Here is a 15,835-nt window from a genome sequence, read left to right as displayed (position 1 = left end):
CTTTAGTTAGATAAGTTTTCTTCATAATCATATAAATCAGTTGGATAATCACCATTAAAATATGCCATGCATAATCCTGAGTAGGGAGCATCAAGATTTAAGCCGATCGATTGAATTAACCCCTCTTCACTTAAAAATTCGAGAGAATCTGCATGTATCGTTTCCCTTATTTCTTCATTTGACAGACTAGCGGCTATTAGCTCTTTCTTTGTTTCAATATCAATTCCATAAAAACAAGGATATTTTAAAGGAGGAGCAGATATTCTAACATGAACTTCTTTTGCACCAGCGTCCTTTAGTAACTTAACAATCCGTTTACACGTTGTTCCTCTAACAATCGAATCATCCACTAAAATAATTCTTTTCCCTTCAACGACACCACGTACTGCAGAAAGTTTCATTCTGACTCCTTCTTCACGCAATTCTTGAGTAGGCTGAATAAAGGTTCTAGCTACATACTGATTTTTAACAAGTCCCATTTCATAAGGAATACCACTCATCTCAGCATAACCACTAGCTGCAGATAAGGAAGAATTTGGAACACCAATGACCATATCAGCTTCAATTGGACACTCTAAAGCCAAATTTTTACCCATATTTTTCCGTGCTGAGTGAACATTAATGCCTTTGATATTTGAATCAGGTCTTGCAAAATAGATATATTCCATCGAACAAATTGAATAAGTCGTTTCTTTTGTGAAGCGATCAATAGTCATGCCATCATTCGTTATTTCAATCAACTCACCCGGCTCAACATCCCGAACAAAATTTGCCCCTACTGTATCTAAAGCGCACGTTTCACTTGCAATAACATAAGCACCACTTTTCATTTGACCGATAGCTAAAGGACGAAAAGCATTCGGATCAAGAGCAGCGTACATGGCAGTTTCTGTTAACAATAAGTAGGCAAATCCACCCTTAACTTGATTTAAGGCTTCTTTCAATCGTTCTTTAAATGTTGATTGTTCACTCCTTCTAATTAAATGCATCAGAATTTCTGTGTCTGAATTAGAATGGAAGATGCCTCCCTTTTTTTCAACTTGTCTTCTCAATGTTTTAGCATTAATTAAGTTGCCATTATGTGCCAAAGCAAAATCACCATCAAAAAATCGAAATAAAAATGGTTGGATATTATTAACTTCTCCTGTTCCTGTAGTCGCATAACGGACATGACCAATAGCTGCATTTCCTGTTAATTTTTTTAACGTTTCAGGAAAACGAAAAACGTCAGTCAATAATCCTAAATCTCGATATCCTTTTAAAACACCTTGATTATTTGAGACAATGCCTGCACCTTCTTGTCCTCTGTGTTGCAAAGCATGGAGTCCAAAGTAAGTCACTTGTGACGCGTTTGCATGACCCCAGATGCCAAATACTCCGCACTCTTCGTTTAAACTCCTTACTTCATAAGACATGGAATGGCTTCCTCCCACTTTTCTTTAGCTTCAGTAACATTTAGAATTATTTGTTCATTGGAACAAACAAGATCAAATTCCTCTTTGTTGGTCACTATACCGATTAACTCAACTCTTTCTCCCATCATTTCTTCAAAAGTTTCTTGATTTTCTTTTTTTACCGATAAGACAAAACGGGAAGGTGATTCAGAAAATAAATAAGAACTGTCCTTTGAAAATGACCCTTTTAATCCTAATTGGTTTCCAAAACAGGATTCCATTAAAGCAACACCTAAGCCACCCTCTGAACAATCATGAGCACTTTCTATTAATCCTTTTTGAATAGCTTGTAAAGTCAACTCCTGATTAGCCTTTTCTTCAAACAAATCAAAATCAGCTAACTTTCCCTCAATTTTTCCTGTTAACATTTTTTGAAGTTCAGACCCATGAAAATCATCCTGAGTTTGACCTAATACGTAAACAAGGTCTCCACTATTTTTAAACTCCTGAGTTGTCACATGAGTGATGTCTTCTAAAAGTCCAACCATGCCAATCATCGGTGTTGGATAAATGCTCGTTTGATTGGATTCGTTATACAAAGAAACATTCCCTGATATAACTGGTGTTTCAAGTACTTCACATGCTTTAGCAATACCATCAGCCGATGTACTTAACTCCCAAAATCCTTCTGGTTTATCAGGAGAACCATAGTTTAAACAATCGGTTATCGCTAATGGTTTTCCGCCACTAGAAACAATATTTCTGGCTGCTTCAGCGACTGCTAATTTTCCACCTATCTCAGGATTTAAATAGAGGTAGCGGCTATTACAATCTGTTGTCATTGCTAATCCTTTATTAGTTCCTCTAACTCTTAATACAGCAGCATCACTTCCAGGACCTACGATTGTATTAGTTCTGACTTGTGAGTCATAGGTTTCAAAAAAGACTCTTTTAGAAGCAATAGTAGGTTGTGCTAAGAGTTGTAATAACGTTTCAGACCCATTTTCAATCACAGGGTAATAGTCCTCCATTGATTCAAACATTGCCATTCTATCTGGTCTTTTTTGTGGCTTTTGATACTCAGGCGCTTCTTCTGCTAACGCATCCACTGGTAAATTAGCAACTTCTATACCGTGATGAAATAGACGAAATTTTTTATCATCTGTCACTAATCCAATGTTAACTGCTTCTAAACCATATGATTCAAACAATTGGATCACTTGATTTTCAGCACCCTTTTTTATACATAGCAACATTCTTTCTTGAGACTCTGATAGCATCATTTCATAAGGTGTCATATCAGGTTCTCTTTGAGGAACATCATCTAAGTGAAGTTCAAGACCTGAACCTGCTTTAGATGCCATTTCTGAACTTGAGGACACCAAACCTGCCGCTCCCATATCTTGAATACCAACTAATATCTCAGAGTGATTAATAATTAAATCAAGACAAGCTTCCATTAACAATTTTTCCATAAATGGATCTCCCACTTGAACAGCTGAACGCTGTTGCTCTTGTCCTTCTGTAAATTCTTCAGAAGCAAACGTTGCTCCGTGAATGCCATCTCTTCCTGTTTTAGCTCCCACATACATAATCGGATTGCCTATTCCTTTGGCTTGCCCTTTTTGAATATCTTTATGCTCTATTAAGCCAACGCACATAGCATTAACAAGAGGGTTTCCTTCATAGCAAACATCAAAAGCAATCTCCCCACCAACTGTTGGAATTCCAATACAATTTCCATAACCGCCAATTCCAGCAACAACTTGTTCAACTAAATATTTGGTACGATTATTAGTTAATTCACCAAATCGTAAAGAATTTAACATTGCTATCGGACGAGCTCCCATACTAAAAATATCGCGTATAATGCCACCAACTCCTGTTGCTGCACCTTCATATGGTTCAACCGCTGAAGGGTGGTTATGACTTTCAGCTTTAAAACACACAGCTAGATTATCACCAATATCAACAATTCCAGCACCTTCCCCAGGCCCTTGTAAAACATGTTTACCAGAAGTTGGAAACTTTCTTAAAACCGATTTACTATTTTTATAAGAACAGTGTTCGCTCCACATAACAGAAAAAAGTCCTGTTTCAGTATAATTTGGTAAACGATTTAAAATTTTATCACTTATCAATTCATACTCTTCTTCTGTTAATCCCCACTCTTTATAGATCTGATTTTCTTTAATTTCTTGTGGTGTTGGTTCTTGTGTTTTTGACATTATTTACTCGCTACCTTTCTTAGATAATCAATCATCGATTCAAATAATCTTTTTCCTGAATCACTACCTAATAGTGACTCCATAGCGCGTTCTGGATGTGGCATCATTCCTAAAACATTACCTCTTTTATTACTAATACCTGCAATATTTTCCAAACTACCATTAGGATTTTCTCCATCGTAAGTAAAAATAATTTGCTTATTTTTTTTTAACTCATAAAGCGTTAATTCATCACAGTAAAAATTACCCTCTCCATGGGCGATTGGTAGTGTTAATACTTCTTTTTTTTCATACTGATTAGTAAACATGGTTTCATTATTTACTACTTTTATTTTTTGAGCTTTGCATACAAATTTAAGCGCATCATTTTTAAGTAACACTCCAGGCAGTAATCCCGCTTCTGTTAATATCTGGAACCCATTGCACGTACCAAAAACTGGCTTCCCTTGCTCTGCAAATATCGTGACAGCCTCCATCACTTTTGAAAATCGAGCAATTGCCCCACATCTTAAGTAATCTCCATAAGAAAACCCACCAGGAATTAAAATAGCATCATAACTGCTTAAATCACTTTCAGTATGCTTAACGTAACTAACTTCTTCTTTCAAAATGTCTTTGATAGCCAAATATAAATCAATGTCACAGTTCGATCCAGGAAACACAAGAACACCAAATTTCATTTTAGTTATCCTCCATGAGTTCAATTTGATAACTTTCCATATTAATATTAGCAAGTAATTTGTCACTAATTTCTTCTGCTAATATTAACGCTTCCTTTCGATCAACTGCCTTAATAACAAAATCAAAATATTTTCCTAATTTAATGTTTGAAAATTGATTGTAGCCTAACCTCTCAATGGCTCCTGCAATTACTTCAGCTTGCGGATCTAATACTGATTCCTTATAACTAACAAACACTCTTACATTAAACATCTTTATCTTCTCCTTTATTTTTTAATCTACTTAATATTTCCTGATAAATCGGAATAATATTCCCTAAATCTTTGCGGTAAATATCTTTATCTAAAGAAGTTCGAGTACTTTTGTCCCAAAGTCTACACGTATCTGGTGTGACTTCATCTGACAATATAATTGCTCCATTAGCATCTTTGCCAAACTCCAATTTAAAATCAACCAATGTCACATCGATATCATCAAATATTTTTATTAAAGCATTATTAATTTTTAATGTTTCACTTTTGATATAAGCTAACTCATCCTTTGATGCAAGAGATAAATAAGCAATATGTTCATCATTGATAAAAGGATCATCTAATAAATCATCTTTGTAATAAAATTCAATTATCGGATGTTCTAGAATAGTTCCCTCTTTAACTCCTAATCGCCTCGTAAAACTTCCTGCCGCAACGTTTCTCAATACAACCTCTAGGGGAATAATTTTAACTTTTTTGACAAGCTGTTCATTTTTTGAAAGTATTTTTATCCAATGATTACTAATACTTTGCTTACTTAATTCTGAAAAAATTAAGGATGTAATTTGATTATTCAATTCTCCCTTGCCTTTTACTACGTCTTTTTTTTTTCCGTTTAAAGCTGTGGCTTGATCTAAATACTCTAATCTTAAAACATTGGGTTCATCTGAGGAATATACGTTTTTTGCTTTACCTTCGTAAATTAAAGTTGTTTCCAATTCGTTTCCATCTCCTATTTATTATCTATTTAATCAAAAACAAAAATAAACGTTCGCTAATTCACTTTGAGTGTAACAATGGATTTCTAGCTAGTCAACAAAAACCATATTTTATCTTTGTTTTTCAGATGAATAGTTCGTGTTTAGCAACTTTTAAACGAAAAAAATTTTTTTATATACCTTAAAACAAATAAAAAAGATAAAAGAGTTTTTTATACTCTCTTATCTTTCTACCATTTATTATTTTTCTCAATTTAACAAATAATGACATTGACTACTTTATTGTTATCCAATATCTTCTTATCCACTTATTTTTATCTTCAATAAAAAGTTTATTTTCTAACACACCCTGATTTTTTTCAATAACTCGCATTGATGCTAAATTACTTTCGTCACACGTTAATAAAAGCTTATCTAAATTAAATTTAGGAGCTTCTTTCAATACTTCAGCTAACATCTTCTCTCCGTAGCCTTTTCGTCTTTCAGAAGGAGCAATTGAATAACCAATATTGCCACCATAATTTAGTAAAAAGCTATTCAACTTTATTCTAAAGTGTGAAAACCCAATAATTTTATTATCATTTTTTCTCACTAACATATACTGATAAGCCGGTACAAAATCTTCTCTTAAAAGAGTTTCCTCATTCTCACATTTTTTTAAATAGTCTAGCCACTCACCAATATCTTCATATTCTGCTAATAAACTTGCTCCTTCAATTCCATTAATTGTAGTATCAAATTCTAAACGATATGCTTCAATTTCTTTTATCATATCAATAGTTGGTTTAACAAGTACCAATTCTTCCTTCATCCTTGACTCCTCCTCTACACAACAATATTTCTTTTTTATACTTTATTATAACAAAAAACAGAGGAACAATTCCTCTGTTTTTGTCTATTTATCTAATTTTACAAACCTACTCTTTCAAAAATAACATCTACATTTTTAAGATGATAATTATAGTCAAACGCATCATCTATTTCTGTTTGAGTCAAAACAGATGTGATTTTTTCATCTGCTTCAAGAAGTGGTTTAAATTGAACCTGATTATCCCAAGCATAAGCCGTCTTAGGTTGAACTAAATCATATGCTTCTTCACGAGACATACCTTGATCGATTAATTTTAGAAGAACACGTTGGCTATATATTAAACCATAAGTTGCATCCATATTACGTTTCATGTTTTCTGGAAATACCGTCAAATTATCAACAATATTACCAAAACGATTTAGCATATAATTCAATAGAATTGTTGTATCTGGAATAATTATTCTTTCTGCTGAAGAATGAGAAATATCTCTTTCATGCCATAGAGCAACATTTTCATAAGCTGTTACCATATGTCCTCGAATAACACGAGCAAGTCCTGTCATATTTTCTGAACCAATTGGGTTACGTTTGTGAGGCATAGCTGATGACCCCTTCTGACCTTTTGCAAAGAACTCTTCTACTTCACGAGTTTCTGATTTTTGTAAGCCTCGAATTTCAGTCGCAAACTTTTCAATACTTGTTGCTATAAGCGCCATTGATGATACATATTCAGCATGCAAATCTCTTGGTAATATTTGTGTCGAAATATCTTGAGCTCTGATTCCTAAATGCTCACATACATAACTTTCAACAAAAGGTGGTGTATTGGCAAAAGTTCCCACAGCACCACTTACTTTTCCAGCTTCAACCATTCTAGCAGCATGCTCAAATCTTTCGATATTTCGATTCATCTCTGAATACCATAAAGCTAGCTTTAAGCCAAATGTTGTGGGTTCTGCATGAACCCCGTGAGTTCTTCCCATCATCACTGTATATTTATGTTCAAGTGCTTTTTTTCCGATGATATCTTTAAATCTCTGTAAATCTACTCTTAAGATGTCATTCGCTTGTTTTAGTAAATAGCCGTATGCTGTATCAACAACATCCGTGCTTGTTAAACCGTAATGAACCCACTTACGCTCTTCTCCAAGACTTTCAGAAACGGCTCGAGTAAAGGCAACCACATCATGTCTTGTTTCAGCTTCAATTTCTAAAATTCTTTCAACATCAAAAGTTGCATTCTGACGTATTTTTTCTACATCTTCTTTTGGAATTTCGCCTAATTCTGCCCACGCTTCATCTGCTAAAATTTCAACTTCTAGCCATGCATTGTAACGATTTTCATCTGTCCAAATACTGCCCATTTCTTTTCGTGTATACCGTTCTAACATTGTATTATCCTCTCTGATTCCAAATTTTTGACTCACTAATTTCTTTCAACGTTCCTTTAAGACTATTTGATAATATCGTAATATGTCCCATTTTTCTATCTTTTTTTATTTCTTTTTTCCCGTAAAAATGAAAAAACCAGTTTGGTTGTTCTAAAATAGCTACCTGAGCATCTGTTACTTCTTCTCCTAATAAATTAATCATTACAGCCTCTTGATGTAAATAAATATTAGGCAGTGGCCAACCACAAATGCCTCGAATATGGGCATCAAACTGGCTGATATTACAAGCTTCAATAGAATAATGTCCTGAATTATGCGGCCTAGGAGCTATTTCATTGATTATAAGTGACTCATCAAAAGTGACAAACATCTCAATGGTCACTGTTCCTCTAATTTTTAATTGTTTCGCGATACTTAACGCCATTTTCTGAGCTTTATTCTGACAACTTTTTGATACTCGTCCTGGGACAATAGATTGGTACAAAATATTATGTCGATGGATATTCTCAGAAATAGGAAAGACTTGGTATTGATTATCTTGTGTTCCTGAAACAATAACTGAAATTTCTTTTTCAAACGAAACCCAAGATTCTAACACACAGTTTCCTTTATTTATAAGTAATAAACTCTCACTTATATTTTCACTTGTTCTTAAGACAACTTGACCTTTGCCATCATAACCACCTAAACAAGTTTTTAGCACACAAGGATAGCCTAACTCATCTATTCCTTTTTTCAAGTCATCTTCTGTTTCAATAATACGATATCGAGCTATTGGTAATTTTAATCTATTTAAAAACTCTTTTTCAAATTGACGATTTTGACTTATTTTTAATATATCTAGTCCTTGTGGGATTAATACTTTATGCTGAATTTTTTCCAAAGAACTGGCGTCAACATTTTCAAATTCATATGTAACAATATCCGATTGTTCTGCTAATAATTTGATGCTTTTTTGATCATCATAACTTGCTGTAATTGACCAATCTGCCACTTGTGAAGCTGGAGAGTCCTCATTGGGATCTAAGACACCTACTTTAAATCCCATTTCTTTAGCACTCAATGCCATCATTTGACCAAGTTGTCCGCCACCAATAATTCCAATTGTTTTATTTGGAAGTAATAATTTAGTCAAAATGAGCCTCACTCTCTAACACCGCTTGTTTCATTTCATTGCGATACGCTGTTAATTTATTTTGAATTAACTTGTCTTGAATGGATAAGATTTGAGCTGCCAAAAGACCAGCATTCTTTGCACCAGCTTTACCAATTGCCGTCGTAGCAACAGGAATTCCACCTGGCATTTGAACGATTGATAAAAGTGAATCCATTCCCTTTAAGGTCTTAGATTCTATTGGAACGCCTATAACAGGTAGTGTCGTTTTAGCCGCTACCATTCCAGGTAAATGAGCTGATCCCCCTGCCCCAGCAATAATTACCTTCAATCCCTTGTCTCTAGCCTCATTGGCAAATTCAAACATTAATTCAGGTGTTCGATGTGCTGATATTATTCGTTTTTCATAAGAAATACCAAAGCTATCTAAAATCAAACAGGCTTCTTGCATTGTTTTCCAATCAGAGATACTTCCCATTATTACCGCCACTTCAGTCATTTGTTAGAACCCCTCTCTTTTTCTTTATTCTAACAACGAAGGAAAGTAAATTCAACTTATAAACGAATTTTTTGTTCATTTTTTTGTTTATAGTTCGCTTTTAACTGTTTTAGCAAAATTAATATAACTCTTTGTATACGCTCCATGATTCTCTTCATTGAAAAAAATCCGCTTATGTTCTGACAACACATAACTTGTTGGTTTACTAACTAAACAGATTGAACCAAAATTCGGTTCAGAGTACTGAGATTGAATACAATTTTTACCAAAAATATCAGCAGTTAATGTGGTTAAAATAGGTTCTTCAAAGAAACCACCACTAACAGAAATATCTCTTGGTTCTAACTCAACTAAATCACCAATGAGTTTCAAATTAAATAAAATTCCCTCAATAATACTTCTTAGTAAATCTTCCCGCTCATTTCCTAAACTTAATCCTGAGAAGCTTCCATGCACCTCACTATTCCAAAGAGGTGCTCTTTCTCCTGATATATATGGCAAAAATAATATACCATGACTTCCAATTGGAGCATGAGTGAGAATATGTTCTAATTCTTTGTAGATCGAAGAACTTGACTCTTTATACAACATTTTATTTGCCCACTCTAATACTTGTCCACCGTTATTACTTGCTCCGCCAACTACCCAATAATCCTTTGTTAGATAGTAACAAAAAGTCTGACCTTCATCATCTAATTCAATTTCTTTAGTCACTTTTCTAACAGCACCACTTGTTCCAATAGTTAACGTGTTAACAGTGCCATTGGCAAGATAACAAGCATAACTTGCTAAACACCCATCACTTGCACCTACATAAACATTAACTTTATCAGAAAGAAAAACAGCTTCTGCTATTTCTTTTGAAATTGGATAAAACGTATCTGTATCGGCTAATTGGGCTAATTGCCTTTCCTCAATACCGACAAACTCTAAAATTTCTTCATCCCATTTTTTTGTATGAATATTAAACAAACCAGTAGCAGAAGCCACAGAATAGTCCACTACTTTTTTATTCGTAAAAGCTTTAATTAAATATTCTTTTAAACCAATCCATTCCTTAACATCACTAAACCATCCCTTATTTTTAAATGAGGCAATCTTAGCAAATGGTGACATCTCATGAATTGGCGTTCCAGTTTTTTTGTAAAAAGAAATAGCTTGTTCCGTTTTTTTAAACTCTTTAACAAATTCACTAGCTTGTTTATCTTGCCAGATAAGTAATTCTTCTTCTCGTGGTGTTTCAAAAATTGGCATGATACTATGCATAGCAGTACTGAAAATAATATCTTCTATGTCATATCCTTTTTGTGTTAAATTTTGAATACCTCGTTTTATTTGCCTTAGTATTCTTTCTGGACTTTGATAAACTTTCCCAAACTCTTCGTAATAAGTCTCTATTCTCATTTCCAGTGATTCTTTAATTTTATAATCTTCAAAAATATTAAATTTAATATTTGTTGTTCCAACGTCTATTGTTAAACGGTTCATCTACCATCATTCCTTAATCAATCAGTATTATGGTTTTATTTTACCATTTTTTGAATAAAAAAAGAATGTGAGCTGTTTTCAGTTCACACTCTCTAATATTTTAATTAACGGCTAATAATAACAACCCCTACAATAATTAAGCCAATCGATAACAGTTTTAAAGGGGTAATTTTTTCTTTAAAAGTAAAGTAAGAAATAAAAACAGTCCATACATATGTTAAGGACGTCATTGGAAAGGCAATAGAGTAAGCCAAATACTTAAACAAAACAATATTCGTTGCAGCACTAACAATATATAAAAAACTTCCCAATAATAGCCACTTGTTAGTTATTGCTTTTACTACAGTCAAATCTGCTAATTCATTCATTCCTTGTTTTAAAGCAAGAGCACCCGCACTACCTGAAAGAGTCGTTATCGCAAGGATACCTACAATAATTCCTAAATTATCCATTCTCACGACCTCCTTCATAACCTAACAGAGCTGAGCCTGCAATAATGAAAAATGTTCCAATTATTTTTGGTGTTGTGATAGGCTCATTCAAAAATAAAAAGCCAAACGCAATGGATAAAGCAAACCCAATACTCATCATAGGTTGTAAAATTGAGACTTCGCCAAATCTAAAAGCTATCATTAACAACACCATACCAAGACCTGCCAAAACAAATCCAATAATATAAAGAATAATTGCTGGTCCATTGCTTTGTGCATCTGCACCGAATTTCCAAGCTAACTGCCCCAAACTGCTCATTGTTGCTGCTGCTAATATTATTAGCATCGCAAGTTTCATATTTTTTTTCGTATCCATTTTATTCCCCTTTTTTCAAATTATTATCAATAAATTGAAAGACTGTTTCAAAATACCTTTTTTCATCATAAATCCACGAAGACAAATGAGGAGCATTTTCAATTAACAAACTTTCTTTAACACCTTGTGTTGCTTCCATGTTTTTGTAAATAGCTTCATGGGGAACAAATTTATCTTTTGTTCCATGGATAAATAATGTTGGTAGGTAATTTTTTTGAAGTTGCTTCACACTGGATGCTTCTTTTAATGTAAATCCTAGCTTAGATTTACAAAACAAATTAGCAAAAAACATAATTGGTGCGCCTGGTAGATGAAGAGCAGAGCGAAGCATATCATTAAATTCATCATAGACAGAAGAATAGCCACAATCAGCAATGAGAAGTTTTACTTGTTTAGGTAATTCATCTCCACTAGCCATCATAACTGTAGCAGCTCCCATCGAACCACCAAATAAAATAATTTCTGCTTGATTGTTGTGTGTGAGTATTTTTTGAATCCAAGCCTTAACATCTTCTTTTTCAAGCCATCCCATGCCAATTTCTTCCCCCGTACTTTTACCATGAGCACGTAAATCTGGTACAAGTACATTAAATCCAGCATCTAAAAATCTTTTTGCTGGAAGTGACATATCTCTTTTACCAGATGAGCGGTAACCATGAACTGCAATAACCCAACGATTTGTTGCAGGAAACGCTTTAAATTCTCTGGCACACAACGTTTCTCCAGAAAACTCCATAAAGATCTCCCCAGTTGCTTCTTTATCCCAAAAAGCATGAGCTTCTTCATTTTGTCTTTCTTCAATATCGGTATAAACTGTTCTTTCCTGGTTAAAATTATCAGGATTTAACATTTTATGTCCTTTATTGACATACCACGTTGAATTTTTAAAAAGAGCTGCTGTGATGAAAAAATGCCCAGCATACGCACAAATCCCAATCAATAATAATACAATAATTCCTAAAATCCATCCTAACATTTGATCATTCCTTATCAGACTTATTTTTTAAGTTAGTATATTTATTTTAACATTTTTTTATCGAAATAGCTCCACTATTTTGGAATAAAAAAACAGACAGTTCAACTTTTTTTGAACTATCTGATTCTACTATTTAAAGAAAATATCCTTATTTTTGTAATATTTTCAATTGTTCATTTAGCATATTAATTTCATATGAATCTTGATATTGATTCAAATGTTCTATAGCACTCTTGGCATAATCACCTGGTGATCGTTTCAACCAATTAGACCAATCTTCCAGATCTTGACTTTGAATAATCAGACCAAACGAAACCATCGCTTTTGCAAACTCAACAATACCTATATCACGACTATTTCCCATTCTTTCAGCAAACTCTTTACCTTTTTCAAGATAATATTTAACCTCGTCATAATCTTTTTCTTCTAAATAAATTAAGGCTAGATATGCATCCAAACGAGGTCGTTTCCAAAAGGTTCTAAGCTCTTGATAAATACTTCTTGATTTTAGTAAGTACTCTTTTGCTTCTTGTTTTTTTCCTTGGGCGTAAAGAGAGGCTCCTGCATTCGTATAAAATACTGACAAGCTTGACAGAGATTTTTTATCCGAGCAAAGTGCAATTGCTTCAGAAAACATTTCGTAAGCTTCTTCATAATTATTTTCGTTAAAACGTATTTCTCCTAAATAATTATAAGCCGCAGCAATATTAACTGCGTATTTTTTTGCAATTTCATCCGTCAACATAAATGTATTGATTGATTCCTTTAATAATCTCTCAGCAAGGTAATTACTACCATTCATAATTTGATACAATCCTTTTAAGCGAAGTAAAATACCAATTGATTGGTGATTATTTTCTCGAATTGACAAGTCTAAAGCAAGTTCAATGTACTCAATCATTTTTTCAGGTTGATCAATTTGAATATAATAATAAATCATTTGTTTATAGCCATCCAACAAGTAATTATTATTTTTTAACTCTTTCGATTGAAAAATCACTTGTTCAATATCTTCAACACCTTGATCGTATTCTCCATATTTAATGAGGTATCGACCTTCTAAATATAAAAACTGAAGTTTTAGCAATTGAAAATCAGCGTCAGCAATATATTGTTTTTCAAGTGCTAAAAGCATTTGTTTTAATTTATCAAATTGTTTGAATACCTTTTCTTGACTAAACGTTAAACCATCTGTCACAATACCATTTCCTTGAACGTCAATTGGAAAAAGTTCATGATAAAAACTTAAATATTTTTCTAAGTATTTCAGTTTGTATTCAAGTGCTTTAAGACCATTTTTTCCTTTTTTATAGTGAAAAGAAATATTATCATAGAGCAAACTGTCAATTGGATACTCCGTTAGTTTACCTTCTAAATGCTCTGCTATTTTATTGTGAATAATTCGTTTTTTACCAATAGATTGATTCATATAAATAAACTCTCTCAATTTAATATGAGTAAACGTTGTCCCAATTTCACCCTTAATATCTAGTTCTTTCAAAATGTTTTTCTCACTTAAAGATTCAATTAAGTCAACAATTTTTAAACTATCCATATCTAAAATAAAAACAAGATCTTCCAATAATGCATAATCATAAAAATAAGACACCAAATTGACTAATTTTTGTTCGTCTTCTGTTAAATATAGAAAACGATTTTTTAAAGCATCTTTCATTTTTACTGTCATCGTATTAAGATTGGTATTACTTTGAAGAAGTGTGATGTATTCTAGTAAGAAGAAAAGATTGCCTTCTGTATGGCGATACACGTTACTAACTAAACTGACTGTCACGTTTTCATTTGGTATTTTCTTGTGTATAAACTCGTTAGTTTCATTGAAGGAGAAGGGATCAAGTCGGACATCTACAAGCAAACGGCATTGGATTAAATTATTTAAGAAACAATCCAACTCATCTTTTTTCATTGTTCTAGATGTCATTAGGAATAAAACATCGTGACTGGTATGAAGCATAATACTTGTTAATAAATCCAAGCTATTACTGTCCATCCACTGTATATCCTCAAAGAAAAGAACCATTTTTTTCTTTTGCGACAATCGATTAATAGCATCTATAAGTATTTCTGACAAAACACCTAAATTAATTCGATCGTCATTTTCAATTGGTTTTGTATCTGGTAAATAATCTTCGAAACTGGGAAACACTTTTGATATAACTTCATTCCAAAGTTTTGGCTCCATTTCTCCGTCTTCTTTAATAATGCCAGATAAACTATCGATAATTTTCTTCCAAGGTCGAAAGGCATATTTTTCTTCTACTTGATAACACTGCGTTTCAATAATAGTATATTTGTCTTGAATATTATCCAAAACTACATTGGCTAAAGCACTCTTACCAATTCCAGCTTCTCCACTAATAACAATCGAGTGATATGCTTGATCATTTTTAAAACAATTAAAATTTGTTTCAATCATTCTCAATTCATCAAATCGACCATAAAAAAGTGAATTAAATCGTTGTTTCCCTTTGCTACTTTGCTCATTTAATTTTTCTAAAGAAAGCTCATAAATATCTTTTGTTTCTTTATTTGGTGTGATACCCAGCTCAACTTTTAATAGATTAGATAAATTATAAAATGTTTCAACTACTTTTCCATCTCGTTGATTCAATTGGTAAAATTTCATTAATAATTGATAGTTCGACTCGTCAAACTCGTCAATATAAATCAATCGCTGAATATTTTTTTCAACGTCTTCCAACTGATTGCTAGCAATATCTTTTTCAATTTTTTTATAACACTCTTGCAAAAATTTCTTTTCATAAAAATTGCGCATTTTTACTACCCAAAACTCAAATCCTTCGCAATCCTTAAGGAAAAAACCTTTTAAAAATTCATCTTTATACAAACTCAAATTAGACTGAGGGTCTTTCATAAATACATCAACATCAATCTCAACATCAATATCTTCATTTAACACAAGTAACGCCTTATTTGGTGAACTGATTATTTCAAATCCTAAAATTTTGTTTGCTTGATAAATCGCATTCCGTAAATTTTTCTTAGCGTTTTGATCATTCTTATCTGGCCAAAGTAAGCCAGCTACTTCATCTCTACTAGCTGATTTAGTTATGGCTAAATAATAGATAAGAGCATCAATTTTAGAAAATGAGAATAACATAACTTTATCATTTAATAAAATTTCAGGACTTCCAAATAGTTTACATCGTAAACAATTAGACAAATAATTTACCTCCTCACTCATCAAAAAAATTTTGTAAGTAATTGGCAAGATTCACAAATTACTTATTCTCTTCATTATACCTTTTTTTCAAACTAAAATAAACAAAGCTATTTAGCATTAATCAAACATTTTACATCATTTTCTTTTTTACAGTTCTATAAACAATACAAAAACAGACATTTAAATATAAAAAGACCTAAAGAAGAAAAATAAACAATTTCTTCTTTAGGATCTCAACATTTATTTACTCATTCTTTTATGATTTGGATAGGAA

At 32.7% G+C, this 15,835-nt stretch carries 14 protein-coding genes; all 14 read right to left on the bottom strand.

Translation table 11 applies throughout. The annotated features are described in order from the left end of the window. Positions 1 to 2: 2 nt before the first annotated feature. The 14 genes from purF to RR554_RS01110 all read right to left on the bottom strand — a co-directional run bounded on the left by purF (position 3) and on the right by RR554_RS01110 (position 15,561). The gene (purF, locus tag RR554_RS01175) at positions 3 to 1,415 is read right to left on the bottom strand and encodes an amidophosphoribosyltransferase (protein ID WP_332462003.1); all 1,413 of its coding nucleotides are present in this window, start codon (positions 1,413 to 1,415) and stop codon (positions 3 to 5) included. Beyond that, entirely contained in the window at positions 1,400 to 3,622 is a 2,223-nt protein-coding gene (purL, locus tag RR554_RS01170; RefSeq protein ID WP_332462004.1) for a phosphoribosylformylglycinamidine synthase subunit PurL, read from the bottom strand. The genes purF and purL overlap by 16 nt, the downstream gene beginning before the upstream one ends. After that, the gene (purQ, locus tag RR554_RS01165; protein ID WP_332467253.1) at positions 3,622 to 4,302 is read right to left on the bottom strand and encodes a phosphoribosylformylglycinamidine synthase subunit PurQ; all 681 of its coding nucleotides are present in this window, start codon (positions 4,300 to 4,302) and stop codon (positions 3,622 to 3,624) included. The genes purL and purQ overlap by 1 nt, the downstream gene beginning before the upstream one ends. Position 4,303: 1 nt before the next feature. Next, positions 4,304 to 4,555 (bottom strand): phosphoribosylformylglycinamidine synthase subunit PurS, encoded by a 252-nt coding sequence (gene purS / locus RR554_RS01160; RefSeq protein WP_332467252.1) that lies wholly within the window; start codon positions 4,553 to 4,555, stop codon positions 4,304 to 4,306. Continuing rightward, positions 4,548 to 5,273 carry a phosphoribosylaminoimidazolesuccinocarboxamide synthase gene (purC, locus tag RR554_RS01155; RefSeq protein WP_332462007.1) on the bottom strand — a complete coding sequence of 242 codons (726 nt, stop codon included), beginning with the start codon at positions 5,271 to 5,273 and terminating at the stop codon, positions 4,548 to 4,550. The genes purS and purC overlap by 8 nt, the downstream gene beginning before the upstream one ends. A 274-nt stretch (positions 5,274 to 5,547) precedes the next feature. Further along, on the bottom strand, positions 5,548 to 6,084 hold the full coding sequence (locus RR554_RS01150) for a GNAT family N-acetyltransferase (RefSeq protein WP_332462008.1): 537 nt from the start codon (positions 6,082 to 6,084) through the stop codon (positions 5,548 to 5,550). Between the two features lie 98 nt (positions 6,085 to 6,182). Next, a complete protein-coding gene (purB, locus tag RR554_RS01145; RefSeq protein WP_332467251.1) occupies positions 6,183 to 7,475 on the bottom strand; it encodes an adenylosuccinate lyase in 1,293 nt (430 codons plus the stop codon). A 4-nt stretch (positions 7,476 to 7,479) separates the two neighbouring features. Further along, a complete protein-coding gene (gene purK / locus RR554_RS01140) occupies positions 7,480 to 8,610 on the bottom strand; it encodes a 5-(carboxyamino)imidazole ribonucleotide synthase (protein ID WP_332467250.1) in 1,131 nt (376 codons plus the stop codon). Further along, positions 8,603 to 9,088 (bottom strand): 5-(carboxyamino)imidazole ribonucleotide mutase, encoded by a 486-nt coding sequence (gene purE, locus RR554_RS01135; protein ID WP_332467249.1) that lies wholly within the window; start codon positions 9,086 to 9,088, stop codon positions 8,603 to 8,605. The genes purK and purE overlap by 8 nt, the downstream gene beginning before the upstream one ends. Before the next feature lie 87 nt (positions 9,089 to 9,175). After that, the gene (locus tag RR554_RS01130) at positions 9,176 to 10,576 is read right to left on the bottom strand and encodes a gluconokinase (RefSeq protein ID WP_332467248.1); all 1,401 of its coding nucleotides are present in this window, start codon (positions 10,574 to 10,576) and stop codon (positions 9,176 to 9,178) included. A gap of 104 nt (positions 10,577 to 10,680) precedes the next feature. After that, a complete protein-coding gene (locus tag RR554_RS01125) occupies positions 10,681 to 11,028 on the bottom strand; it encodes a multidrug transporter (RefSeq protein WP_332462013.1) in 348 nt (115 codons plus the stop codon). Further along, positions 11,021 to 11,383 (bottom strand): EamA family transporter, encoded by a 363-nt coding sequence (locus RR554_RS01120; RefSeq protein WP_332462014.1) that lies wholly within the window; start codon positions 11,381 to 11,383, stop codon positions 11,021 to 11,023. Before RR554_RS01120 ends, RR554_RS01125 begins: the two co-directional genes overlap by 8 nt. A 1-nt stretch (position 11,384) precedes the next feature. Continuing rightward, positions 11,385 to 12,359, bottom strand: coding sequence for an alpha/beta hydrolase (locus RR554_RS01115; RefSeq protein ID WP_332462015.1), 975 nt, complete (start codon positions 12,357 to 12,359; stop codon positions 11,385 to 11,387). Positions 12,360 to 12,507: 148 nt separating this feature from the next. After that, complete coding sequence (locus RR554_RS01110) at positions 12,508 to 15,561, bottom strand: AAA family ATPase (protein ID WP_332467247.1); 3,054 nt, start codon at positions 15,559 to 15,561, stop codon at positions 12,508 to 12,510. Positions 15,562 to 15,835: the final 274 nt, after the last annotated feature.

The sequence above is a fragment of the Vagococcus sp. genome, assembly GCF_036639995.1.
Taxonomy (GTDB): Bacteria; Bacillota; Bacilli; order Lactobacillales; family Vagococcaceae; genus Vagococcus.
Note: the sequence above shows the minus strand (reverse complement) of the source record. Positions and strands in the feature narration are given on the sequence as shown.

Bases quoted from the DNA above. Each gene is read 5' to 3' on its own strand.
- purF (WP_332462003.1), bottom strand. From the start codon at position 1,415: ATGTCTTATGAAGTAAGGAGTTTAAACGAAGAGTGCGGAGTATTTGGC.
- purQ (WP_332467253.1), bottom strand. From the start codon at position 4,302: ATGAAATTTGGTGTTCTTGTGTTTCCTGGATCGAACTGTGACATTGAT.
- purB (WP_332467251.1), bottom strand. From the start codon at position 7,475: ATGTTAGAACGGTATACACGAAAAGAAATGGGCAGTATTTGGACAGAT.
- RR554_RS01125 (WP_332462013.1), bottom strand. From the start codon at position 11,028: ATGGATAATTTAGGAATTATTGTAGGTATCCTTGCGATAACGACTCTT.
- RR554_RS01115 (WP_332462015.1), bottom strand. From the start codon at position 12,359: ATGTTAGGATGGATTTTAGGAATTATTGTATTATTATTGATTGGGATT.
- purE (WP_332467249.1), bottom strand. From the start codon at position 9,088: ATGACTGAAGTGGCGGTAATAATGGGAAGTATCTCTGATTGGAAAACA.
- RR554_RS01120 (WP_332462014.1), bottom strand. From the start codon at position 11,383: ATGGATACGAAAAAAAATATGAAACTTGCGATGCTAATAATATTAGCA.
- RR554_RS01130 (WP_332467248.1), bottom strand. From the start codon at position 10,576: ATGAACCGTTTAACAATAGACGTTGGAACAACAAATATTAAATTTAAT.
- purL (WP_332462004.1), bottom strand. From the start codon at position 3,622: ATGTCAAAAACACAAGAACCAACACCACAAGAAATTAAAGAAAATCAG.
- purS (WP_332467252.1), bottom strand. From the start codon at position 4,555: ATGTTTAATGTAAGAGTGTTTGTTAGTTATAAGGAATCAGTATTAGAT.
- RR554_RS01150 (WP_332462008.1), bottom strand. From the start codon at position 6,084: ATGAAGGAAGAATTGGTACTTGTTAAACCAACTATTGATATGATAAAA.